Raw genomic sequence first — 24,078 nt, forward strand, 5'->3', positions numbered from 1 at the left:
ACAGGCTATGCGACGTATTGCAGTGATGGGCGCCGCCGGGCGCATGGGCAAGGTGCTGGTCGAGGCCGTGCAGCAGCAGGCGCCGAAGGCCGGCCTGACCGCGGCCATCCATCGTCCGGACAGCTCCCTGGTCGGTGCCGACGCGGGCGAGCTGGCGGGCCTGGGGCGCATCGGCGTGACCATCTCTGACGACCTGGCCAAGGTCGTCGATGAGTTCGATGTGCTGATCGACTTCACCCATCCGTCGGTGACCCTGAAGAACCTGGCGTTCTGCCGCAAGGCGGGCAAGGCCATGGTCATCGGTACCACCGGCTTCAGCGCCGAGGAGAAGGCGTTGCTGGTCGAGGCAGGCAAGGAGATCCCGATCGTCTTCGCCGCCAACTTCAGCGTGGGTGTCAATCTCAGTCTCAAGTTGCTGGACATGGCGGCACGGGTGCTGGGTGATGACGTGGATATCGAGATCATCGAGGCCCACCATCGGCACAAGGTCGATGCGCCGTCGGGGACCGCGCTGCGCATGGGTGAAGTGGTTGCCAATGCGCTGGGGCGTGACCTGCGGGAAGTGGCGGTATATGGCCGTGAAGGCCAGACAGGCGCCCGTGACCGCAAGACCATCGGCTTCGCCACTGTGCGTGCCGGTGATGTGGTCGGTGATCACACCGTGCTGTTCGCCGCTGAAGGCGAGCGCCTGGAAATCACCCACAAGGCCTCGAGCCGCATGACCTTCGCCAAGGGTGCGGTGCGCGCGGCGCTGTGGCTGGATGGGCGTGAGCCTGCGCTGTATGACATGCAGGATGTGCTCGAGCTGCATTGACACCGTCCCCTGTAGGAGCGGCCTTGTGCCGCGAAAGGGGCGCGCAGCGGCCCCAGGATCTCTGAACCACTCAGAATTGCCGGGGCCGCTGCGCAGCCCTTTCGCGGCACAAGGCCGCTCCTACACGCTCGGGGCTGCTGCAATGTCCCCTCTGTCGCAATCCTGCGTTTTAGAGACACATTCCCGGTAGACCCAAAACGCATTTTTCTGTAAGCTACAGCTTTAGTGTGTCCACTAAAAGCGCGCAGACTAATTCAGCATAAAAGCGGGGTGACGTGTCCATACGTCATTCCGCTTTTTTGCAACCTGCGATCGCCCTTTCAGGCTTGATTTACGGGAGGTCTTCTTGACTAAGCCAGCCATACTCGCCCTTGCCGATGGCAGCATTTTTCGCGGTGAAGCCATTGGAGCCGACGGTCAGACCGTTGGTGAGGTCGTGTTCAATACTGCAATGACCGGCTACCAGGAAATCCTCACAGACCCTTCCTACGCCCAGCAAATCGTTACCCTGACTTACCCGCACATCGGCAACACCGGCACCACCGCCGAAGACGCCGAATCGAATCGCGTCTGGTCCGCGGGCCTGGTGATTCGCGATCTGCCGCTGCTGGCCAGCAACTGGCGCAACACCCAGTCCCTGCCTGAATACCTGAAAGCCAACAACGTCGTCGCCATTGCCGGTATCGACACCCGTCGCCTGACCCGCATCCTGCGTGAGAAAGGCGCCCAGAACGGCTGCATCCTGGCTGGCGACAACATCAGCGAAGAAGCCGCCATCGCCGCTGCCCGCGCCTTCCCGGGCCTGAAGGGCATGGACCTGGCCAAGGTGGTCTCGACCAAGGAGCGCTACGAGTGGCGCTCCAGCGTCTGGGAGCTGAAGACCGACAGCCACCCGACCATTGACGCCGCCGACCTGCCGTACCACGTCGTCGCCTTCGACTACGGCGTCAAGCTGAACATCCTGCGCATGCTGGTCGCCCGTGGCTGCCGCGTCACCGTGGTGCCCGCCCAGACCCCGGCCAGCGAAGTCCTGGCGCTCAATCCTGATGGCGTGTTCCTGTCCAACGGCCCTGGCGATCCCGAGCCGTGCGACTACGCGATCCAGGCGATCAAGGAAATCCTCGAGACCGAGATCCCGGTGTTCGGTATCTGCCTGGGCCACCAGCTGCTGGCCCTGGCCTCCGGCGCCAAGACCGTGAAGATGGGCCACGGCCACCACGGTGCCAACCACCCGGTCCAGGACCTGGACACCGGCGTGGTCATGATCACCAGCCAGAACCACGGTTTCGCCGTCGACGAAGCCACCCTGCCGGGCAACGTGCGCGCCATCCACAAGTCGCTGTTCGACGGTACCCTGCAGGGTATCGAGCGTACCGACAAGAGCGCGTTCAGCTTCCAGGGTCACCCTGAAGCGAGCCCAGGCCCGACCGACGTCGCGCCACTGTTCGATCGTTTCACCGATGCCATGGCCAAGCGCCGCTGAGCATCCTGCTTCAAGGCCCCGGGCCGGCTCGCGCCGCGCCCGGAAGCGCCTGACCCAGATTGTTCAAAGCGGCTTGCCGACTGACCCCGGATTTGAGTGACAACCATGCCAAAACGTACAGACATCAAAAGCATCCTGATTCTCGGCGCTGGCCCGATCGTGATCGGCCAGGCCTGCGAATTCGACTACTCCGGCGCCCAGGCCTGCAAAGCCCTGCGCGAGGAAGGTTTTCGCGTCATCCTGGTGAACTCCAACCCGGCCACCATCATGACCGATCCGGCCATGGCCGACGCCACCTACATCGAGCCGATCAAATGGCAGTCGGTGGCCAAGATCATCGAGAAAGAGCGCCCGGACGCAGTGCTGCCGACCATGGGTGGCCAGACCGCACTGAACTGCGCCCTGGACCTGGAGCGTCACGGCGTCCTGGAAAAGTTCGGCGTCGAGATGATCGGTGCCAACGCCGACACCATCGACAAGGCCGAAGACCGTTCGCGCTTCGACAAGGCGATGAAGGACATCGGCCTGGAGTGCCCGCGCTCCGGTATCGCCCACAGCATGGAAGAGGCCAATGCGGTTCTCGAGAAGCTCGGCTTCCCATGCATCATCCGTCCGTCGTTCACCATGGGCGGCACTGGCGGTGGTATCGCCTACAACCGTGAAGAGTTCGAAGAAATCTGCACCCGTGGTCTGGACCTGTCGCCAACCAAGGAACTGCTGATCGACGAATCGCTGATCGGCTGGAAGGAATACGAGATGGAGGTGGTCCGCGACAAGAAGGACAACTGCATCATCGTCTGCTCGATCGAGAACTTCGACCCGATGGGCGTGCACACCGGTGACTCGATCACCGTTGCCCCGGCACAGACCCTGACCGACAAGGAATACCAGATCATGCGCAACGCCTCGCTGGCGGTGCTGCGTGAAATCGGTGTCGAGACCGGCGGTTCCAACGTGCAGTTCGGTATCTGCCCGAATACCGGCCGCATGGTCGTGATCGAGATGAACCCGCGCGTTTCGCGTTCCTCGGCCCTGGCATCGAAAGCTACCGGTTTCCCGATCGCCAAGATCGCTGCCAAGCTGGCCATCGGTTACACCCTCGACGAGCTGCAGAACGACATCACCGGCGGCCGTACCCCAGCGTCCTTCGAGCCGTCGATCGACTACGTCGTCACCAAGCTGCCGCGCTTCGCCTTCGAGAAATTCCCGAAAGCCGACGCCCGCCTGACCACCCAGATGAAATCCGTGGGTGAAGTCATGGCCATCGGCCGCACCTTCCAGGAGTCCCTGCAGAAAGCCCTGCGCGGCCTGGAAGTCGGCGCCTGCGGCCTCGACCCGAAAGTCGACCTGGCCAGCCCTGAGGCTGCCGGCATCCTCAAGCGCGAGCTGACCGTGCCAGGCGCCGAGCGCATCTGGTACGTTGCCGACGCCATGCGTTCGGGCATGACCATCGAGGAAATCTTTGCCCTGACCGGCATCGACCTGTGGTTCCTGGTGCAGATGGAAGACCTGATCAAGGAAGAAGAGAAGGTCAAGACCCTGGCCCTGTCGTCGATCGACAAGGACTACATGCTGCGCCTCAAGCGCAAGGGCTTCTCGGACCAGCGCCTGGCCAAGCTGCTCGGCATCACCGACAAGAACCTGCGCCGTCACCGCCACAAGCTGGAAGTGTTCCCGGTGTACAAGCGCGTCGACACCTGCGCCGCCGAGTTCGCCACCGACACCGCCTACCTGTACTCGACCTATGAGGAAGAGTGCGAGGCCAACCCGTCGACCCGCGACAAGATCATGATCCTGGGTGGCGGCCCGAACCGTATCGGCCAAGGCATCGAGTTCGACTATTGCTGCGTGCACGCCGCACTGGCGCTGCGTGAAGACGGTTACGAGACCATCATGGTCAACTGCAACCCGGAAACCGTCTCCACCGACTACGACACCTCCGACCGTCTGTACTTCGAGCCGCTGACCCTGGAAGACGTGCTGGAAGTCTGCCGCGTCGAGAAGCCGAAGGGCGTCATCGTCCACTACGGCGGCCAGACCCCGCTGAAACTGGCCCGTGCCCTGGAAGAAGCCGGCGTACCGATCATCGGTACCAGCCCGGACGCCATCGACCGCGCCGAAGACCGTGAGCGCTTCCAGCAGATGGTCCAGCGCCTGAACCTGCTGCAGCCGCCAAACGCTACCGTTCGCAGCGAAGACGAAGCCATCGCTGCCGCTGGCAAGATCGGCTACCCGCTGGTGGTTCGTCCGTCCTACGTGCTGGGCGGCCGCGCCATGGAGATCGTCTACGAGCTGGACGAGCTCAAGCGCTACCTGCGCGAAGCGGTCCAGGTGTCCAACGACAGCCCGGTGCTGCTCGACCACTTCCTCAACTGCGCCATCGAAATGGACGTGGATGCGGTCTGCGACGGCACCGACGTGGTGATTGGCGCGATCATGCAGCACATCGAGCAGGCCGGTGTTCACTCCGGTGACTCGGCGTGCTCGCTGCCACCTTACTCGCTGAGCAAGGAAGTGCAGGACGAAGTCCGCGTCCAGGTCAAGAAAATGGCCCTGGAGCTGGGCGTGGTCGGCCTGATGAACGTGCAGCTGGCCCTGCAGGGCGACAAGATCTACGTGATCGAGGTCAACCCGCGCGCCTCGCGTACCGTGCCGTTCGTCTCCAAGTGCATCGGCACTTCCCTGGCGATGATCGCGGCCCGTGTCATGGCCGGTAAAACCCTGAAGGAGCTGGGCTTCACCGAGGAAATCATCCCGAACTTCTACAGCGTCAAGGAAGCCGTCTTCCCGTTCGCCAAGTTCCCGGGGGTTGACCCGATCCTCGGCCCTGAGATGAAATCGACTGGTGAAGTCATGGGTGTCGGCGACAGCTTCGGCGAAGCCTTCGCCAAGGCCCAGATGGGTGCCAGCGAAGTGCTGCCGACCGGCGGTACCGCGTTCATCAGCGTGCGTGACGACGACAAGCCGCAGGTGGCAGGCGTCGCCCGCGACCTGATCGCCCTGGGCTTCGAAGTGGTCGCCACTGTCGGCACCGCCAAGGTGATCGAGGCGGCTGGCCTGAAAGTGCGTCGCGTGAACAAGGTGACCGAGGGTCGTCCGCACGTGGTCGACATGATCAAGAACGACGAAGTGTCGCTGATCATCAACACCACCGAAGGCCGTCAGTCGATCGCCGACTCCTACTCGATTCGTCGCAATGCGTTGCAGCACAAGATCTACTGCACCACCACCATTGCGGCCGGTGAAGCCATCTGCGAGGCGCTGAAATTCGGTCCGGAAAAGACCGTTCGTCGCCTGCAGGATCTGCATGCAGGACTTAAAGCATGAGCATTACCAAGTACCCGATGACCGTCCAGGGCGCTCGCGCCCTGGAGGAAGAGCATCTGTTCCTGAGCAAGACCGAGCGTCCGCGCCTGAGCCAGGCGATCGGCGAGGCCCGCGAGCTGGGCGACCTCAAGGAAAACGCCGAGTATCACGCCGCCCGCGAGGAGCAGGGCATGGTCGAGGCGCGTATCCGCGATATCGAAGGCCGTCTGCAGAACTCGGTGGTGATCGACGTCACCACCATCGCCCACACCGGCAAGGTGATCTTCGGTACCACCGTGGTGCTGGCGAACACCGAGACCGATGAAGAGGTGACCTACCAGATCGTCGGCGAGGACGAAGCCGACGTGAAGCAGGGCAAGCTCTCCAGCGGTGCGCCGATCGCCCGTGCCATCATCGGCAAGGAAGAAGGTGATACTGTCGTCGTCAAGACGCCAAGCGGCACGGTCGAGTACGAGATTGTCGAAGTCAAGCACATCTGACCGGCGCTTGCGGGCGCCATCCCTCGAGGGGATCCTCTGGCAGCTGGCCCAGGTGTTCTGGGTCGGCGGCCTGTGGGTGTTCCACGTGGGGCTGGTGCCTGCGCTCAAGGTCAGCGGCCTGGCGCCGTTGCTGGTGCACGACGTGGCTGCGCAGATCGACCGCTGGTTGATTGGTGTGGCCATGCTCGGGTTGTTGACCCAGTTGGCGGTGCTGGCGAGGGTGGATGGCCTGGCGGCCTGGTGGCGGCAATTCCGCGGTCAGATGCTGCTGCTCGGCTTCGGCGCCTGCGTCAGCTACTACACGCTGCGCTACGGGATTTCCGTGGGCGAGCGTTGGCAGATGTTCTGCTTCCTGGTGCTGGGCTTCTCCGGCATCGTGCTGGTGGCCCAGCCGGTCCCGGTCAGGGCACGGCGGTAGCCGAAGTGTGACGCGGCCTTTGTAGGAGCGGCCTTGTGCCGCGAAAGGGCCGCAAAGCGGCCCCAGTATTATCTGCAACGAAGCTGATACCTGGGGCCGCTTCGCAGCCCTTTCGCGGCACAAGGCCGCTCCTACATGGGTATTGCGCTGTCCTGGGCGTTACTTGTAACGGTGAATGTTGGACAGCTGCTTGTTCGGCTGTGGGTTCTTGCGGTAGATCAGCGCTTTCTTGCCGATGGTCTGCACCAGTTCGGCGCGGCCGGCCTTGCACAGTGCGGCGATGGTCTCGGCGCGTTCCTCGCGATCTTCCGAGCGAATCTCGACCTTGATCAGCTCGTGATCGACCAGGGCGCGTTCCAGTTCGGCGATCACCCCTTCATTCAAACCGTTGCCAGCAACGATCAGGACCGGCTTCAGGTCATGACCAATGGACTTGTATTGCTTCTTCTGCTCGTTATTGAGCGGCATAATCTGACCCTTTTCGTCTGATTCTGTAAAATTGACGGGCATTTTACCCGAGGGCCCCTGGCTCCGCCCAGTCAAACACGACGCATATCATCGAGGTGCCCCGTGGTACAACGTTCCAAAAGCAGCGCAAACTGGCTGCGAGAGCATTTCAACGATCCTTTTGTGAAACAGGCGCAGAAGGATGGCTACCGCTCGCGTGCGAGCTACAAACTGCTGGAGATCCAGGAAAAAGACCGCCTGATCCGCCCCGGCATGAGCGTGATCGACCTCGGCGCAGCACCCGGTGGCTGGTCGCAGGTGACCAGTCGTCTGATTGGTGGCCAAGGGCGGTTGATCGCCTCGGACATCCTGGAAATGGACTCGATCCCGGACGTTACCTTCATCCAGGGCGACTTTACCCAGGACGAAGTGCTGCAGCAGATCCTGCAGGCGGTCGGTGATTCGCATGTAGACCTTGTGATTTCCGATATGGCCCCCAATATGAGTGGTACGCCCGCGGTGGACATGCCGCGCGCCATGTTCCTCTGCGAACTGGCCCTGGATCTGGCGACCCGCGTGCTCAAGCCCGGCGGGGATTTCCTGATCAAGATCTTCCAGGGCGAGGGTTTCGACATGTACCTGAAGGACGTGCGCAGCAAGTTCGACAAGGTGCAGATGCGCAAGCCGTCGTCCTCGCGGGATCGCTCCCGCGAACAGTACCTACTGGGCAAGGGTTTCAAGGGCGCATGAAAGGCGTGTTGCGGGGTTGCCGATAGTTATTTCCAATCGGCGGCCCCGTCTGGATCGTCCGAACTTCGTGTAGTCTAGCTTTCACAAAGGGTTACAGACGGTGCCTGCGGATGCGTGGGTAATGTAGTAAGTTAGGGCGATGAATATCATGCGAGGCACGGCTGCGTCGTGCGCCGGCCTCAGAGGGTAGCGAATTGAACGACATGGCAAAGAATCTGATCCTCTGGTTGATCATCGCCGCCGTCCTGGTGACGGTGATGAACAACTTCTCGAGCCCTAACGAGCCGCAGACCCTCAACTATTCCGACTTCATCCAGCAGGTCAAGGATGGCAAGGTCGAGCGCGTGACCGTCGACGGCTACATCATTACCGGCAAGCGCACTGACGGCGACAACTTCAAGACCGTCCGCCCAGCCATCACGGATAACGGCCTGATCGGCGACCTGGTGGACAACCACGTCACCGTCGAAGGCAAGCAGCCTGAGCAGCAGAGCATCTGGACCCAGTTGCTGGTGGCGAGCTTCCCGATCCTGGTGATCATCGCCGTGTTCATGTTCTTCATGCGCCAGATGCAGGGCGGCGCTGGTGGCAAGGGCGGGCCGATGAGCTTCGGCAAGAGCAAGGCGCGCCTGTTGTCCGAAGACCAGGTGAAAACCACCCTGGCTGACGTCGCGGGTTGCGACGAGGCCAAGGAAGAGGTTGGCGAGCTGGTCGAGTTCCTGCGCGACCCGGGCAAGTTCCAGCGCCTGGGCGGCCGCATCCCTCGCGGCGTGCTGATGGTCGGTCCGCCCGGTACTGGTAAGACCCTGCTGGCCAAGGCCATTGCCGGTGAGGCCAAGGTACCGTTCTTCACCATTTCCGGTTCCGACTTCGTCGAGATGTTCGTCGGCGTGGGTGCCAGCCGTGTTCGCGACATGTTCGAGCAGGCCAAGAAGCACGCGCCGTGCATCATCTTCATTGACGAAATCGACGCCGTCGGTCGCCACCGTGGCGCCGGCATGGGCGGCGGTCACGACGAGCGCGAACAGACCCTGAACCAGTTGCTGGTCGAGATGGACGGCTTCGAAATGAACGATGGCATCATCGTCATCGCCGCGACCAACCGTCCCGACGTGCTCGACCCGGCGCTGCTGCGTCCCGGTCGCTTCGACCGCCAGGTGGTGGTCGGCCTGCCGGACATCCGCGGTCGCGAACAGATCCTCAAGGTGCACATGCGCAAGGTGCCGATCGGCGAGAACGTCAACGCGGCGGTCATCGCCCGTGGTACGCCAGGCTTCTCCGGTGCCGACCTGGCCAACCTGGTCAACGAGGCGTCGTTGTTCGCCGCGCGGTCCAGCAAGCGCGTGGTCGAAATGAAGGAATTCGAACTGGCCAAAGACAAGATCATGATGGGCGCCGAGCGCAAGACCATGGTCATGTCCGAGAAAGAGAAGCAGAACACCGCGTACCACGAGGCGGGCCACGCCATCGTCGGTCGCGTCGTTCCCGAGCACGACCCGGTCTACAAGGTGTCGATCATTCCCCGTGGCCGTGCCCTGGGCGTGACCATGTTCCTGCCGGAAGAGGATCGCTACAGCCTGTCCAAGCGCGCGCTGATCAGCCAGATCTGCTCGCTGTACGGTGGCCGTATCGCCGAAGAGATGACCCTGGGCTTCGACGGTGTCACCACCGGGGCCTCCAACGACATCATGCGCGCCAGCCAGATCGCCCGGAACATGGTCACCAAGTGGGGCCTGTCCGAGAAACTCGGCCCGCTGATGTACGCCGAAGAAGAGGGCGAGGTGTTCCTCGGTCGCAGCGCGGGGAGCCAGCATGCCAGCGTCTCGGGCGAGACTGCCAAGATGATCGACTCCGAGGTGCGCAGCATCATCGATCAGTGCTACGCCACGGCCAAGCAGATCCTCACCGACAACCGTGACAAGCTCGACGCAATGGCCGAGGCCTTGATGAAGTACGAAACCATCGATGCCGACCAGATCGACGACATCATGGCTGGCCGTACCCCGCGCGAGCCGCGTGACTGGGACAATGATTCCGGTACCTCCGGCAACCAGGCTTCCCAGGATGATCGTCCGGAGTCGCCGATCGGCGGTCCAGCGGCTCAACACTAAGGGTATCTATGAGCTTGACGCAGTACCCGACCCGGTTGCCTTGCGGCAACCGGGTTCTTGATTTGTCCCGTACCCATGTCATGGGTATCCTCAACGTCACCCCAGACTCGTTCTCCGATGGTGGGCGCTTCAGCCAGCGCGATGTGGCCTTGCGCCATGCCGAGGAGATGGTAGCGGCCGGTGCGACCCTGATCGACGTAGGTGGCGAGTCCACCCGTCCGGGGGCGCGTGCGGTATCGCCCATCGAGGAGCTGGAGCGTGTAGCGCCGATCGTCGAAGCGATCAGCAGTCGGCTCGATGTGATCATCTCGGTCGACACCTCCACGCCTTCGGTCATGCGCGAGACGGCCCGCCTTGGTGCGGGGCTGATCAACGATGTGCGCGCCCTGGAGCGCGATGGCGCCCTCGATGCGGCGGCCGATACCGGCCTGCCGGTGTGCCTGATGCACATGCGTGGCGAGCCGGGCACCATGCAGGACAATCCGCAGTACGAGGATGTGACAGCCGATGTAACGCGCTATCTTGAACAGCGTATGGCCGCCTGCGCGGCGGCCGGCATCGGGGCTGAGCGCATCATCCTCGACCCAGGGTTCGGCTTTGCCAAGACCCTTGAGCATAACCTCAGCCTTTTCAAACACATGGAAGCGCTCTATCGCCTGGGGCGGCCACTCTTGGTGGGTGTCTCGCGCAAGAGCATGATCGGCCTCGCGCTGGACCGTCCGGTCGGCGAGCGGCTCTACGGCAGTCTGGCCCTGGCCGCCCTGGCCATGACCAAGGGCGCGAGTATTCTGCGGGTACACGATGTCGCCGAAACCGTCGATGTCGTGCGCATGATCGCCGCGGTCCAGAACGCCGAATAAGAACATTGGAGTCACTATGAGCAGAAAATACTTTGGTACCGATGGTATCCGTGGTCGCGTAGGCCAATTCCCGATCACCCCGGACTTCATGCTGAAACTCGGCTGGGCCGCCGGCATGGCCTTCCGCAAGCAGGGCACCTGCCGCGTACTGGTGGGCAAGGACACGCGGATCTCCGGCTACATGTTCGAATCCGCGCTCGAGGCAGGCCTGTCCGCGGCCGGTGCCGACGTGATGCTGCTCGGCCCGATGCCGACGCCGGCCATCGCCTACCTGACCCGCACCTTCCATGCCGAGGCCGGTATCGTCATCAGCGCCTCGCACAACCCCCATGACGACAATGGCATCAAGTTCTTCTCCGGTGCCGGCACCAAGCTGCCGGACGAAGTCGAGCTGATGATCGAGGAACTGCTCGACCAGCCGATGAATGTCGTCGAGTCCAGCAAGCTGGGCAAGGTCTCGCGCATCAATGACGCGGCGGGGCGCTACATCGAGTTCTGCAAGAGCAGCGTGCCCAGCAGCACCAGCTTCGAAGGCCTGAAGATCGTCGTGGACTGCGCCCATGGCGCCACCTACAAGGTCGCGCCGAGCGTGTTCCGTGAGTTGGGTGCCGATGTCACCGTGCTGCACGCCGCCCCGGATGGTCTGAACATCAACGAGGGCTGCGGTTCGACCCATATCGAATCGCTGCAGGCGGCGGTCCTGGTCGGCCATGCGGATCTCGGCATCGCCTTCGACGGCGACGGCGACCGCGTGCTGATGGTCGATCACACCGGTGCCATCGTCGACGGGGACGAGCTGCTGTTCATCATCGGTCGCGACATGCAGGAGCGTGGCAAGCTGCAGGGCGGCGTGGTCGGTACCTTGATGAGCAACCTGGGCCTGGAGCTGGCGTTCAAGGAACTGGATATCCCGTTCGTGCGGGCCAAGGTGGGCGATCGCTATGTCATGGCCGAACTGCTTGAGCGCGAATGGCTGCTGGGTGGTGAAAATTCCGGTCATGTCGTTTGTGGCAGTCACACCACCACTGGTGATGCGATCATCGCCGCGCTGCAGGTGCTGATGGCGCTCAAACGCCGTGGCGAAAACCTCGCCCAGGCCCGCCAGGCCGTGCGCAAATGCCCGCAGGTGCTGATCAACGTGCGCTTCGCGGCCGGCAAGAACGACCCGCTGGAGAACCCCCTGGTCAAGGAAGCCAGCGCCAAGGCCACCGAGGCGATGGCCGGTCGTGGGCGGGTGCTGTTGCGCAAGTCCGGTACCGAGCCGCTGGTGCGGGTGATGGTCGAAGGCGATGATGAAAACCAGGTGCGTGGCCATGCCGAAGCTCTGGCCAAGCTGGTCGAAGAAGTTTGTGCCTGAAAGAGGCTTGCCAGCGCAGATCTGGTTGGGTAAGATCTGCGCCCACTTTGACCGACGAGGTAAAGCATGCGTCGCCCCATGGTAGCTGGTAACTGGAAGATGCACGGTACCCGCGCCAGCGTCGTAGAGCTGACCCAGGGCTTGGGCAAATTGTCCCTGCCGAGCGGAGTGGAAGTCGCGGTGTTTCCACCATCCCTGTTCATCAATCAAGTGATTGATGGCTTGGAAGGTAAGGGAATCAACGTAGGCGCACAGAATTCTGCAGTACAGCCTGAACAAGGCGCTCTGACCGGCGAAGTTGCTCCGAGTCAGTTGGCTGAAGTCGGTTGCAAATATGTCTTGATTGGGCATTCCGAACGTCGCCAGATTATTGGTGAAAAAGACGAAGTGCTGAATCAAAAGTTTGCAGCCGCACAGAAAAGTGGTTTGACGCCAGTGCTGTGTATAGGGGAAACTCTTGCAGAGCGTGAGGCAGGCGAGACGCTCGAAGTTGTAGGGCGTCAACTAAGCAGTGTTATCGACGCGTTCGGTATCAAGGCTTTCGCCAATGCGGTTATTGCCTATGAGCCTGTTTGGGCCATTGGTACTGGTTTGACGGCCTCGCCACAGCAAGCCCAGGATGTGCATGCAGCCATCCGCAAGCAGTTGGCGGCGAAGGACGCCGAAGTTGCCGAAAAAGTGCAACTTCTCTACGGCGGCAGCGTGAAGGCGGCCAATGCGGCTGAACTGTTCGGCATGCCGGATATCGATGGGGGGCTCATTGGTGGAGCGTCCCTGAACGCAGACGAATTCGGTGCAATTTGTCGCGCCGCAGGAAACTGAACAAATGCTGGAAACAGTCGTAGTTGTTTTTCATCTGTTGGCAGCGTTGGCACTGGTTGTAATGGTGCTGCTGCAACAGGGTAAAGGTGCGGAAGCCGGTGCATCTTTCGGCGCAGGTGCTTCAAATACTGTGTTCGGAAGCCAAGGTTCCGCTACCTTTTTGAGTAAAGTTACTGCTATACTTGCTGCCACTTTCTTTTTGACTGCACTTGGGTTAGGATACTTCGCCAAGCAGCAGGCTCACCAGCTGACTCAAGTTGGTCTGCCAGATCCAGCAGTGCTGGAAGTCAAAGAGCCAAAGCCGGCAGTCAATGATGATGTACCGGTGCTCCAGCAGCAGAAGAGTGAAACCACCAATACTGGTGACGTACCTCCTCCAGCCAAAGAGCAGCAGTAACGGGTTTCAAGTAGTATTGCCGAGGTGGTGGAATTGGTAGACACGCAACCTTGAGGTGGTTGTGCCCATAGGGTGTAGGGGTTCGAGTCCCCTTCTCGGTACCAATTGAAGCATGAGAGCCCGCTTTAGCGGGCTTTCTTGCAGGTGGAGGTCGGATTGACCCGGCAAAGGGTTCAGTCTTATACTTTCGCCCCAGCTTTGTCGCGGGGTGGAGCAGCTTGGTAGCTCGTCGGGCTCATAACCCGAAGGTCGTTGGTTCAAATCCAGCCCCCGCAACCAGCTTCAGCAGAGCCCCTTTTCAGGGGCTTTTTGCTAGCCGAACAGTTTTCGGCGTCGTTGTCCAACGGCGCTTTCAGGGATGGGCGCTTCGCCCATTTTTTATTTGCACAGCATGCACGAGGGGGTTCAGGTGTCGAGCAAGCTAGAACAGTTGCAGGCCTTGTTGGCCCCGGTGGTCGAGGGCCTGGGCTACCAATGCTGGGGGATCGAATACGTCTCCCAAGGCAAGCATTCGGTACTGCGTATCTACATCGACAAGGAAGACGGGATCCTGGTGGACGACTGCGAAGCCGTCAGCCGTCAGGCCAGCGCCATTCTCGATGTGGAAGATCCGATCAGCTCTGAATATACCCTCGAGGTGTCCTCTCCAGGCATGGACCGCCCGCTGTTCACCTTAGAACAGTTTGCTGCGCATGCCGGCGAGCAGGTGAAGATCAAGCTGCGTACGCCCTTCGAGGGCCGTCGTAACTTCCAGGGCCTTCTCCGCGGTGTGGAGGAGCAGGATGTGGTGGTGCAGGTGGACCAGCACGAGTTCCTGTTGCCGATCGACTCGATCGACAAGGCCAATATTATTCCCAGTTTTGACTGAGACGTGCCGGGCCCGGTGAAAGATCCGGGGCCAATGGCTTGCGCAAGGCGAGGCGTACGATGAGCAAAGAAGTACTGCTGGTTGTTGAATCGGTATCCAACGAAAAGGGTGTACCGCCCGGCGTCATTTTCGAAGCGCTGGAAGTGGCCCTGGCCACTGCAACCAAAAAGCGTTTTGAAGACGAAGTCGACCTGCGTGTGGAAATCAACCGCCACACCGGTAGCTACGAGACCTTCCGTCGCTGGACGGTCGTCGAAGAAGCGGATCTGGATGATCCGGCAATCGAGGTCTGGCCTGCAAAGATTCAGGAAAGTCATCCTGAAGCCAAAGTTGGCGACGTGATCGAAGAGAAGATCGAGTCTATCGAGTTCGGTCGCATCGCTGCGCAAACCGCCAAGCAAGTCATCGTGCAGAAGGTTCGCGAAGCTGAGCGCGCCCAGGTGGTCGATGCTTACCGCGAGCGCGTGGGCGAGATCATCTCCGGTACCGTGAAGAAGGTCACCCGCGACAACGTCATCGTCGACCTGGGCAACAACGCCGAGGCGCTGCTGGCCCGCGAAGACATCATTCCCCGTGAGACCTTCCGTGTCGGCGTGCGCCTGCGTGCGCTGCTCAAGGAAATCCGCACCGAGAACCGCGGTCCTCAGCTGATCCTGTCGCGCACCGCGCCGCAGATGCTGATCGAGCTGTTCCGCATCGAAGTGCCGGAAATCGCCGAAGGCCTCATCGAAGTCATGGCCGCCTCCCGTGATCCGGGGTCGCGCGCCAAGATCGCCGTCCGCTCCAAGGACAAGCGCATCGACCCGCAAGGCGCCTGTATCGGCATGCGTGGTTCGCGCGTCCAGGCCGTATCCGGCGAGTTGGGTGGCGAGCGTGTGGATATCGTCCTGTGGGACGAGAACCCGGCGCAGTTCGTTATCAACGCCATGTCGCCGGCAGAGGTTGCCGCGATCATCGTTGATGAAGATGCCCATGCGATGGACATCGCCGTGGCCGAGGACAACCTGGCACAGGCCATCGGACGTGGCGGCCAGAACGTCCGCCTGGCCAGCCAGCTGACTGCCTGGACCCTGAACGTGATGACCGAGAAGGACATCCAGGCCAAGCAACAGGCTGAGACAGGCGACATCCTGCGCAACTTCATCGAGGAACTGGAAGTCGACGAGGAGCTGGCACAAGTGCTGGTCGACGAAGGCTTCACCAGCCTTGAAGAAATTGCCTACGTACCGTTGGAAGAAATGCTCAACATCGATGGCTTTGACGAGGACATCGTCAATGAGCTCCGCGCTCGAGCCAAGGACCGTTTGTTGACCAAGGCCATCGCTACCGAAGAAAAACTGGCAGACGCCCATCCGGCTGAAGACCTGCTCTCTCTCGAGGGCATGGACAAGGACCTGGCGGCGGAACTGGCGGTGCGCGGCGTGGTTAACCGCGAAGACCTGGCCGAGCAGTCGATTGACGACCTGCTCGACATCGACGGCATCGACGAAGAGCGTGCCGGCAAGTTGATCATGGCCGCCCGAGCCCACTGGTTCGAGTAATTAGGCGCGGCCTGAGGAGAGAAGTGCATGACGCAAGTCACGGTGAAAGAACTGGCCCAAGAGGTCGAGGCACCGGTAGAGCGCCTGCTGCAGCAGATGCGTGAGGCAGGTCTGCCGCACACCGACGCCGGTCAGGTAGTGACCGACAATGAGAAGCAGACCCTGCTGACTCATTTGAAGAGCAGCCACAAGAGCAAGGCGGAAGAGCCGCGCAAGATCACCTTGCAGCGCAAGACCACCAGCACTCTGCGTGTCGCCGGTAGCAAGAGCATCAGCGTAGAAGTACGCAAGAAGAAAGTATTCGTGCAGCGCAGCCCGGAAGAGATCCAGGCTGAGCAGAAACGCGAGCAGGAAGAGCGCCGCGCCGCCGAAAATGCAGCGCGCGAGAAGGTTGACGCCGAAGTTCGCCAGCGCAACGAGGAGCAGGCACGCCGTCAGGCTGCCGAGGCCCCGGCCGCGGCGCCAGCGCCCAAGGCCGAGCCTGCCCCGGCTGCTGCCCCGGTAGTGGCCAACGCGCCGGTGTCCGAAGACGCCGCCGCCCGTGCCGCCGAGCGCAAGAAAGACGAGACCCGTCGCAACGAAAGCCGTACCCGTGATGATGATCGTCGCGGTGGTGGCCCGGCTGCGGCCGGTCGTGGCGAAGCGCCGCGCATGTCGGTCAAGGTCAAGGTCAAGGAGAAGGAAAAGGCTCCGACTCCGCGCGCCGCACCTCGCACCACCGACGAAGAAAGCGATGGCTTCCGTCGTGGCCGCGGTGGCAAGGGCAAGGGCAAGAAGCGCAATGCGCACGGCTTCCAGAGCCCGACCGGTCCGGTCATTCGTGACGTGACCATCGGCGAGACCATCACCGTCTCGGAACTGGCGCAACAGATGTCGGTCAAGGCCGCTGAAGTCGTCAAGTTCATGTTCAAGCTGGGCACCCCGGTCACCATCAACCAGGTGCTCGACCAGGAAACCGCTCAGCTGGTCGCCGAAGAGCTGGGCCACAAGGTCACCCTGGTCAGCGACACTGCCCTGGAAGACTCCCTGGCCGAATCGCTGAAGTTCGAAGGTGAGACCACCTCGCGTGCTCCGGTCGTGACCGTCATGGGCCACGTCGACCACGGCAAGACCTCGCTGCTCGACTACATCCGTCGTGCCAAGGTGGCCGCTGGCGAAGCCGGTGGTATCACCCAGCACATCGGTGCCTACCACGTCGAAACCGACCGCGGCATGGTCACCTTCCTCGACACCCCCGGCCACGCTGCGTTTACCCAGATGCGTGCCCGTGGTGCCAAGGCGACCGACATCGTCATCCTGGTGGTGGCGGCGGACGACGGTGTGATGCCACAGACCCGCGAAGCCGTTCAGCACGCGAAAGCTGCTGGCGTTCCGCTGGTAGTTGCCGTGAACAAGATCGACAAGCCGGGTGCCGACCTCGATCGCATCCGTAACGAGCTGTCGGTCGAAGGCGTGACCTCCGAGGACTGGGGTGGTGACACGCCGTTCGTCAAGGTTTCGGCGAAGATGGGTACCGGCGTCGACGAACTGCTCGAAGCTGTCCTGCTGCAGGCCGAGATCCTCGAACTCAAGGCCACTCCGACCGCTCCTGGTCGCGGTGTCGTGGTCGAGTCGCGTTTGGACAAGGGTCGCGGCCCGGTGGCCACCATCCTGGTTCAGGACGGTACCCTGCGTCAGGGCGACATGGTCCTGGTCGGCTCGAACTATGGCCGCGTACGTGCCATGCTCGACGAGAACGGCAAGCCTGTGAAGGAAGCCGGCCCGTCGATCCCGGTCGAGATCCTTGGCCTGGACGGCACGCCCGACGCCGGCGAAGAGATGTCGGTGGTTGCCGACGAGAAGAAAGCGCGTGAAGTTGCGCTGTTCCGTCAAGGCAAGTTCCGCGAGGTCAAGCTGGCCCGTGCGCACGCCGGCAAGCTGGAAAACATCTTCGAGACCATGGGTCAGGAAGAGAAGAAGACCCTCAACATCGTCCTCAAGACCGATGTGCGTGGTTCCCTCGAAGCGCTGCAGGGTTCGCTCGGCAGCCTGGGCAACGACGAAGTTCAGGTACGCGTCATTGGTGGCGGCGTCGGTGGTATCACCGAGAGCGACGCCAACCTGGCACTGGCCTCGAACGCGGTGCTGTTCGGCTTCAACGTGCGTGCCGATGCCGGCGCGCGCAAGATCGTCGAGCAGGAAGGTCTGGATATGCGTTACTACAACGTGATCTACGACATCATCGAAGACGTCAAGAAGGCCCTGACCGGCATGCTCGGCAGCGATGTTCGCGAGAACATCCTGGGTGTGGCCGAAGTGCGCGACGTGTTCCGTTCGCCGAAGTTCGGCGCCATCGCTGGCTGTATGGTCATCGAGGGTACCGTGTACCGCAACCGTCCGATCCGCGTACTGCGCGATGACGTGGTGATCTTCGAAGGCGAGCTGGAATCGCTGCGTCGCTTCAAGGACGATGCCTCCGAAGTGCGTAACGGCATGGAGTGTGGTATTGGCGTCAAGAGCTACAACGACGTCAAGGTCGGCGACAAGATCGAAGTCTTCGAGAAAGTCCAGGTGGCTCGTACCCTGTAAGGGGCGAGCGTGGCGCAGGCCCCGTCGTAAGGCGGCTGGCGGCGCCTCACAAGGTAGCGCCCGGTCAGGCTTCAGCCTGACCGGGCGTTTGCCGCTTTACGTTACAGGTAGCAAGAATGGCAAAAGAATACAGCCGTACCCAACGTATCGGCGATCAGATGCAGCGTGAGCTGGCAGAGCTGATCCGCCGTGAAGTCAAAGACCCGCGTGTCGGCCTGGTGACCATCACCGCCGTGGACGTCAGCCGCGACCTGGGCCATGCCAAGGTTTTCATCACCGTCATGGGCGAAGAAACGCCCGACGCCGTGAAGCAGTCGCTCAAGGCGCTGAACAGTGCCGCCAGCTTCCTGCGCCTGCACTTGGGTCGCTCGATGCAGCTGCGCAGCGTGCCGCAGTTGCACTTCCACTTCGATGAGAGCGTCAGCCGTGGTGTCCACCTGTCGGCACTGATCGAACGTGCGGTGGCCGAAGACCGCCTGCACAAGGATGCCGACGAGCTGGACGCCAAGGAGTAAGCGGTGGCCCAGGTCAAACGTATCCGCCGCAACGTCAGCGGCATCATCCTGCTCGACAAGCCGCTGGGGTTCACCTCCAACGCCGCGCTGCAGAAGGTTCGCTGGTTGCTCAACGCGGAAAAGGCCGGCCACACCGGCAGCCTCGACCCGCTGGCCACCGGCGTGCTGCCGCTGTGCTTCGGCGAGGCGACCAAGTTCTCGCAGTACCTGCTCGATTCCGACAAGGGCTACGAGACGGTCATGCAGATGGGGCAGACTACCAGCACCGCAGATGCCGAAGGCGAAGTCTTGCAGACCCGCGAAGTGACCGTTGGTCGCGCCGACATCGAGGCCGTGATCCCGCGTTTCAAGGGTGGAATCCTCCAGGTGCCGCCGATGTACTCGGCCCTCAAGCGTGATGGCCAGCCGCTGTACAAGCTCGCTCGTGCAGGAGAGGTAGTGGAGCGCGAGGCGCGTTCTGTTACTATTAGCCGCTTGGAGTTGCTCGAGTGCGAAGGCACCCGTGCGCGCCTTTCGGTTGGATGCAGCAAAGGCACCTATATCCGCACCCTGGTGGAGGATATCGGTGAGGCGCTGGGCTGTGGTGCCTACGTCGCCGAACTGCGTCGTACCCAGGCGGGCCCCTTCGAGCTGGCACAGACCGTGACGCTCGAGGAACTCGAACAAGCCCACGCCGAAGGCGGCAACGAAGCGCTCGATCGCTTCCTGATGCCTTCTGACAGCGGGCTGCAGGACTGGCCACTGGTGCTGCTGTCCGAGCACAGCGCGTTCTACTGGCTGCATGGTCAGGCAGTACGTGCGCCGGACGCGCCGCAGTTCGGCATGGTCCGGGTACAGGATCACAATGGTCGCTTCATCGGTATCGGTGAAGTGAGCGAAGACGGGCGCGTTGCGCCGCGTCGACTGATTCGGTCGGAATGACCGGAACCACGGGTAGAGGCTTATGCTGAAACCGGTGGATACGAGGTTGGCTGTTATTAGGCACGGTCACACCTCTTCTTTTTAATACGGGGACTTGTCCCTGGCCTATTGGACCCCGCTCGCGGGATCCGTTTATCAGGAGAAGCCAAATGGCCCTCAGCGTCGAAGAAAAAGCTCAAATTGTTGCCGATTACCAGCAAGCCGCCGGCGATACCGGTAGCCCGGAAGTGCAGGTTGCTCTGCTGACCTTCAACATCAACAAGCTGCAAGGCCACTTCAAGGCCAACGATAAAGACCACCACTCCCGTCGTGGTCTGATCCGTATGGTCAACCAGCGTCGTAAGCTGCTGGATTACCTGAAGGGCAAAGACACCACTCGTTACAGCGCCCTGATCGGTCGCCTGGGCCTGCGTCGCTAATAGCGGTCTGGCCAGTGGTGTTGCATGGCGTGTCGCATGCATCGGCAGGGTTGCCCGGCAACCCTGGCGTTGGACACGCCACGCGATCAGCGAGGTTGGCAGCCTGGTCCGTCGTGCGGTTTATCCGCCCGGCGCCAGGCTCCCAGCCTCGTGTTGTATCTGGACGGTCAATGGGGCCGATTCCCCGTTCTGCCCAAGAATTCGCAAGAACCAGTTCCCCCAAGAGCCACTGAAGAAGGTAGGAAACCGTGAACCCGGTAATCAAGAAATTCCAGTTCGGTCAATCGACCGTAACCCTCGAAACGGGCCGCATCGCCCGTCAGGCCACCGGCGCCGTGCTGGTCACCGTCGACAACGATGTCACCGTGCTGGTGACCGTGGTTGGCGCCAAGCAGGCTGATCCGGGCAAGGGCTTCTTCCCGCTGTCCGTGCACTACCAGGAAAAGACCTACGCCGCCGGCAAGATCCCAGGCGGTTTCTTCAAGCGTGAAGGCCGTCCTTCCGAGAAGGAAACCCTGACCTCGCGCCTGATCGACCGTCCGATCCGCCCGCTGTTCCCTGAAGGCTTCATGAACGAAGTCCAGGTCGTCTGCACCGTGGTTTCCACCAGCAAGAAGACCGATCCGGACATCGCCGCGATGATCGGTACCTCGGCTGCCCTGGCTATCTCCGGCATTCCGTTCGAAGGCCCGATCGGTGCCGCCCGCGTGGCCTTCCATGAAAGCACCGGCTACCTGCTGAACCCGACCTACGAGCAACTGGCTGCCTCGAGCCTGGACATGGTCGTTGCCGGTACCTCCGATGCGGTACTGATGGTTGAGTCGGAAGCCAAAGAGCTGACCGAAGACCAGATGCTGGGTGCCGTACTGTTCGCCCACGACGAATTCCAGGCTGTCATCCAGGCTGTCAAAGAGCTGGCTGCCGAAGCGGCCAAGCCGACCTGGGACTGGAAACCTGCTGCGGCCAACACCGAGCTGTTCAACGCCATCCGTGCCGAGTTCGGCGAAGCCGTTTCCCAGGGCTACACCATCACCGTCAAGGCTGACCGTTACGCCCGCCTGGGCGAGCTGCGCGATCAGGCGATCGCCAAGTTCTCCGGTGAAGAAGGCCAGCCTTCGGCTGGTGAAGTCAAAGACATCTTCGGCGAAATCGAATACCGCACCGTTCGCGAAAACATCGTCAACGGCAAGCCGCGTATCGACGGTCGCGACACCAAGACCGTGCGTCCGCTGAACATCGAAGTCGGCGTTCTGCCGAAGACCCACGGTTCGGCGCTGTTCACCCGCGGCGAAACCCAGGCCCTGGTCGTCGCGACCCTGGGTACTGCCCGTGACGCCCAGCTGCTGGACACCCTCGAAGGCGAGAAGAAAGACCCCTTCATGCTGCACTACAACTTCCCGCCGTTCTCGGTGGGCGAGTGTGGCCGCATGGGCGGTGCCGGCCGTCGCGAAATCGGCCACGGCCGTCTGGCCCGTCGTTCGGTCCAGGCCATGCTGCCGGCCGCCGACGTGTTCCCGTACACCATCCGCGTGGTGTCGGAAATCACCGAGTCCAACGGTTCCAGCTCCATGGCTTCGGTCTGCGGCGCCTCGCTGGCCCTGATGGATGCCGGCGTGCCGATGAAAGCTCCGGTTGCCGGTATTGCCATGGGTCTGGTCAAGGAAGGTGACAAGTTTGCCGTCCTGACCGACATCCTCGGTGACGAAGACCACCTGGGCGACATGGACTTCAAGGTAGCCGGTACCGCCAAGGGCGTCACCGCGCTGCAGATGGACATCAAGATCAACGGCATCACCGAAGAGATCATGGAGATCGCCCTGGGCCAGGCCCTGGAAGCGCGCCTGAACATCCTCGGCCAGATGAACCAGATCATCGGCGAGTCGCGTACCGAGCTGTCGGCCAACGCCCCGACCATGATCGCGATGAAGATCGACACCGACAAGATCCGTGACGTCATCGGCAAGGGTGGCGCCACCATCCGCGCCATCTGCGAAGAGACCAAGGCTTCGATCGATATCGAAGACGACGGCTCGATCAAGATCTTCGGCGAGACCAAGGAAGCCGCGGACGCTGCCAAGCAGCGCATCCTGGGCATCACCGCCGAGGCCGAGATCGGCAAGATCTACGTCGGCAAGGTCGAGCGCATCGTCGACTTCGGCGCCTTCGTCAACATCCTGCCGGGCAAGGACGGCCTGGTGCACATCTCCATGCTGAGCGATGCTCGCGTCGAGAAGGTCACCGACGTGCTGAAGGAAGGCCAGGAAGTCGAAGTGCTGGTACTGGACGTGGACAACCGCGGCCGTATCAAGCTGTCGATCAAGGACGTCGCCGCTGCCAAGGCATCGGGCGTCTAAGCCTCACCAGGCTGACAGGAAGGACCCTTCGGGGTCCTTTTTTTATGCCTGTGGCTTTGTCTTGTGGACTTGCATCTTGCATGCAGGATTTTGCCCGGGCTTGCAAATTGCACGATCATCGATGTCGATAAGAATTGATAAGTTATTGATTTATAAGAATTAATATTTATGAGGAAAGCTGGCACACGCCCTGCAACATCACTTCTACCTGACGCCAGGAACTACGGCGCAGACCTTTCGAAAAACAGGAGTGACCCACATGAAGAAGTTCGCCATTGCTGCCGCTACTGCCACCGCTCTGACCCTGACCATGGCTAACGCGGCGTTCGCTGCCCAGTCCACCCAGGCCCCGATGACGCTGGCGGCCGGTGAGGTGACCAAAGCCAAGGAAGCTACTTCCGACACCTGGATCACCACCAAGGTGAAGGCTGACCTGATGACCGAGAAAGGCGTGCCAGGCAGTGACATCAAGGTCGAAACCAACAAAGGCGTAGTGTCCCTGTCCTCGGACGTGGCCATTACCGACGCGCAGAAGGATATGGCAGTCGCCATCGCCAAGAAGATCAAGGGCGTCCAAGCCGTCTCGGCTGATGGCCTGAAGTCCGAGTAAGGAATGTCCCGTCGGCCAAAAGGATTTGGCCACCCCTTCAAGCACAAGCCCCGGCATCTGCCGGGGCTTTTGCTTGCGCTTCCCTGTAGGAGCGGCCTTGTGCCGCGAAAGGGGCGCACAGCGGCCCCAGGTTCTGAGCCACCATCGAATTGCCGGGGCTGCTGTGCAGCCCTTTCGCGGCACAAGGCCGCTCCTACACAAGGCGTTATAGCGCCGGATTACGTGCGATCACATCGCTCTCGAAGCACACCTGTTCCACGATCAAAGGCTCCACCAAAGGCCTGCTGTCCCGGAAATGCGCCGTCTGGGTATGGGCCTCATATGCAGCGTCGTCCTGGTAGATCTCGTACAGGTAGATCACATCCGGACTCTCCCGATCCTGGGCCACATCGAACACCAGGCAGCCCGGCTCGGTGGCCACCGAAGCGGCGGCATTGGCCTTGATCGCCGTCAGGAAAGCTTCGTCAGTACCGGGTTTCACACGTGTCTTGATAAACAGGCAGTACACAGGAAGCTCCTTTTGTTTTAGATTCTGTTTTGAATTGTATACAAAAAAGGAGCCTTGCTCATGTCCGAACTACCTGCCCGCCCAGGTCGCCTGAATGGCCTGCGTCATATTGCCTTGCTGGTCCCCAACCTGGAGGAATGCGAGCGCTTCTACGTGGATGTGCTGGGCATGGAGGTGCTGAACCGCGCCAACGAAGACCTGGTCTACCTCACCTGCGGTAACGATAACCTGTCGCTGGGACGTGGCGCCGGAGCGGCCAACGGGCTGCAGACCCTGGATCACTATGGATTCATCGTCGACAGCGTGGAGGAACTCGAAGCCTGGTATCAGTACTTCAAGGCCCACGGCGTGACGCTGCTGGATCGCCCCTTCAATCATGGCGATGGTGCCCGCAGCTTCCATTTGCTGGACCCTGCGGGGAACAAGGTGCAGCCGTTGTATCACCCGGCGGTATCGGGGCAGCGGCTGGTCTGATGGTATCGATTGCCTGTGCTGCCCTCATCGCCGGC

General features: G+C 61.6%; 22 protein-coding genes and 2 tRNA genes. 22 read left to right on the top strand and 2 right to left on the bottom strand.

What is annotated here, in order from left to right:
- Positions 1-7: 7 nt before the first annotated feature.
- From dapB to POF53_RS09540, 5 genes are all read left to right on the top strand, one after another.
- On the top strand, positions 8-814 hold the full coding sequence (dapB, locus tag POF53_RS09520) for a 4-hydroxy-tetrahydrodipicolinate reductase (protein ID WP_203648096.1): 807 nt from the start codon (positions 8-10) through the stop codon (positions 812-814).
- 346 nt (positions 815-1,160) lie between these two features.
- Positions 1,161-2,297 (top strand): glutamine-hydrolyzing carbamoyl-phosphate synthase small subunit, encoded by a 1,137-nt coding sequence (gene carA / locus POF53_RS09525; protein ID WP_232856602.1) that lies wholly within the window; start codon positions 1,161-1,163, stop codon positions 2,295-2,297.
- Between the two features lie 105 nt (positions 2,298-2,402).
- Positions 2,403-5,624, top strand: coding sequence for a carbamoyl-phosphate synthase large subunit (carB, locus tag POF53_RS09530; protein ID WP_232856603.1), 3,222 nt, complete (start codon positions 2,403-2,405; stop codon positions 5,622-5,624).
- Positions 5,621-6,103 carry a transcription elongation factor GreA gene (greA, locus tag POF53_RS09535; RefSeq protein ID WP_011532131.1) on the top strand — a complete coding sequence of 161 codons (483 nt, stop codon included), beginning with the start codon at positions 5,621-5,623 and terminating at the stop codon, positions 6,101-6,103. Before carB ends, greA begins: the two co-directional genes overlap by 4 nt.
- 7 nt (positions 6,104-6,110) lie before the next feature.
- On the top strand, positions 6,111-6,521 hold the full coding sequence (locus tag POF53_RS09540) for a hypothetical protein (protein ID WP_498967428.1): 411 nt from the start codon (positions 6,111-6,113) through the stop codon (positions 6,519-6,521).
- Positions 6,522-6,680: 159 nt separating this feature from the next.
- On the opposite strand, the gene yhbY is transcribed toward POF53_RS09540, so the two are convergent.
- Positions 6,681-6,989 carry a ribosome assembly RNA-binding protein YhbY gene (gene yhbY / locus POF53_RS09545; protein ID WP_050706991.1) on the bottom strand — a complete coding sequence of 103 codons (309 nt, stop codon included), beginning with the start codon at positions 6,987-6,989 and terminating at the stop codon, positions 6,681-6,683.
- A 102-nt stretch (positions 6,990-7,091) separates the two neighbouring features.
- Between yhbY and rlmE the strand changes: the two genes are divergently transcribed.
- The 16 genes from rlmE to POF53_RS09625 all read left to right on the top strand — a co-directional run bounded on the left by rlmE (position 7,092) and on the right by POF53_RS09625 (position 23,061).
- Positions 7,092-7,718, top strand: coding sequence for a 23S rRNA (uridine(2552)-2'-O)-methyltransferase RlmE (gene rlmE, locus POF53_RS09550; RefSeq protein WP_011532133.1), 627 nt, complete (start codon positions 7,092-7,094; stop codon positions 7,716-7,718).
- Positions 7,719-7,921: 203 nt separating this feature from the next.
- Complete coding sequence (gene ftsH, locus POF53_RS09555; RefSeq protein ID WP_203648093.1) at positions 7,922-9,829, top strand: ATP-dependent zinc metalloprotease FtsH; 1,908 nt, start codon at positions 7,922-7,924, stop codon at positions 9,827-9,829.
- A gap of 62 nt (positions 9,830-9,891) precedes the next feature.
- Entirely contained in the window at positions 9,892-10,689 is a 798-nt protein-coding gene (gene folP / locus POF53_RS09560) for a dihydropteroate synthase (RefSeq protein ID WP_498967432.1), read from the top strand.
- 16 nt (positions 10,690-10,705) lie between these two features.
- Positions 10,706-12,046 carry a phosphoglucosamine mutase gene (glmM, locus tag POF53_RS09565; RefSeq protein ID WP_203648091.1) on the top strand — a complete coding sequence of 447 codons (1,341 nt, stop codon included), beginning with the start codon at positions 10,706-10,708 and terminating at the stop codon, positions 12,044-12,046.
- 66 nt (positions 12,047-12,112) lie between these two features.
- Positions 12,113-12,868, top strand: a complete 756-nt coding sequence (gene tpiA, locus POF53_RS09570) for a triose-phosphate isomerase (protein ID WP_203648090.1) — start codon at positions 12,113-12,115, stop codon at positions 12,866-12,868.
- A 4-nt stretch (positions 12,869-12,872) separates the two neighbouring features.
- Positions 12,873-13,265, top strand: a complete 393-nt coding sequence (secG, locus tag POF53_RS09575) for a preprotein translocase subunit SecG (RefSeq protein WP_203648089.1) — start codon at positions 12,873-12,875, stop codon at positions 13,263-13,265.
- An 18-nt stretch (positions 13,266-13,283) separates the two neighbouring features.
- Positions 13,284-13,369 (top strand) — tRNA-Leu (locus POF53_RS09580).
- A 98-nt stretch (positions 13,370-13,467) separates the two neighbouring features.
- Positions 13,468-13,544: transfer RNA gene (locus POF53_RS09585), tRNA-Met, on the top strand.
- A gap of 130 nt (positions 13,545-13,674) precedes the next feature.
- Entirely contained in the window at positions 13,675-14,133 is a 459-nt protein-coding gene (gene rimP, locus POF53_RS09590; RefSeq protein WP_036986186.1) for a ribosome maturation factor RimP, read from the top strand.
- Positions 14,134-14,192: 59 nt separating this feature from the next.
- Positions 14,193-15,674, top strand: coding sequence for a transcription termination factor NusA (gene nusA / locus POF53_RS09595; protein ID WP_050706987.1), 1,482 nt, complete (start codon positions 14,193-14,195; stop codon positions 15,672-15,674).
- A gap of 27 nt (positions 15,675-15,701) precedes the next feature.
- Positions 15,702-18,242 carry a translation initiation factor IF-2 gene (infB, locus tag POF53_RS09600; RefSeq protein WP_110735084.1) on the top strand — a complete coding sequence of 847 codons (2,541 nt, stop codon included), beginning with the start codon at positions 15,702-15,704 and terminating at the stop codon, positions 18,240-18,242.
- A 116-nt stretch (positions 18,243-18,358) separates the two neighbouring features.
- Positions 18,359-18,757, top strand: a complete 399-nt coding sequence (gene rbfA / locus POF53_RS09605; RefSeq protein ID WP_028691251.1) for a 30S ribosome-binding factor RbfA — start codon at positions 18,359-18,361, stop codon at positions 18,755-18,757.
- Positions 18,758-18,760: 3 nt separating this feature from the next.
- Positions 18,761-19,678, top strand: a complete 918-nt coding sequence (gene truB / locus POF53_RS09610; protein WP_203648088.1) for a tRNA pseudouridine(55) synthase TruB — start codon at positions 18,761-18,763, stop codon at positions 19,676-19,678.
- 149 nt (positions 19,679-19,827) lie between these two features.
- Positions 19,828-20,097, top strand: coding sequence for a 30S ribosomal protein S15 (gene rpsO / locus POF53_RS09615; protein WP_203648087.1), 270 nt, complete (start codon positions 19,828-19,830; stop codon positions 20,095-20,097).
- A 248-nt stretch (positions 20,098-20,345) separates the two neighbouring features.
- A complete protein-coding gene (gene pnp / locus POF53_RS09620) occupies positions 20,346-22,451 on the top strand; it encodes a polyribonucleotide nucleotidyltransferase (RefSeq protein WP_203648086.1) in 2,106 nt (701 codons plus the stop codon).
- Positions 22,452-22,710: 259 nt separating this feature from the next.
- The gene (locus tag POF53_RS09625) at positions 22,711-23,061 is read left to right on the top strand and encodes a BON domain-containing protein (RefSeq protein WP_050706982.1); all 351 of its coding nucleotides are present in this window, start codon (positions 22,711-22,713) and stop codon (positions 23,059-23,061) included.
- Positions 23,062-23,266: 205 nt separating this feature from the next.
- On the opposite strand, the gene POF53_RS09630 is transcribed toward POF53_RS09625, so the two are convergent.
- Positions 23,267-23,569 carry a heme-binding protein gene (locus tag POF53_RS09630; protein ID WP_232856607.1) on the bottom strand — a complete coding sequence of 101 codons (303 nt, stop codon included), beginning with the start codon at positions 23,567-23,569 and terminating at the stop codon, positions 23,267-23,269.
- Positions 23,570-23,629: 60 nt separating this feature from the next.
- Here POF53_RS09630 and POF53_RS09635 point away from each other — a divergent pair, with 60 nt between their 5' ends.
- The gene (locus POF53_RS09635) at positions 23,630-24,043 is read left to right on the top strand and encodes a VOC family protein (RefSeq protein WP_010955354.1); all 414 of its coding nucleotides are present in this window, start codon (positions 23,630-23,632) and stop codon (positions 24,041-24,043) included.
- The last annotated feature ends 35 nt before the right edge of the window (positions 24,044-24,078 follow it).

It is taken from the genome of Mitsuaria sp. RG, assembly GCF_028369275.1.
Taxonomy (GTDB): Bacteria; Pseudomonadota; Gammaproteobacteria; order Pseudomonadales; family Pseudomonadaceae; genus Aquipseudomonas; species Aquipseudomonas peradeniyensis.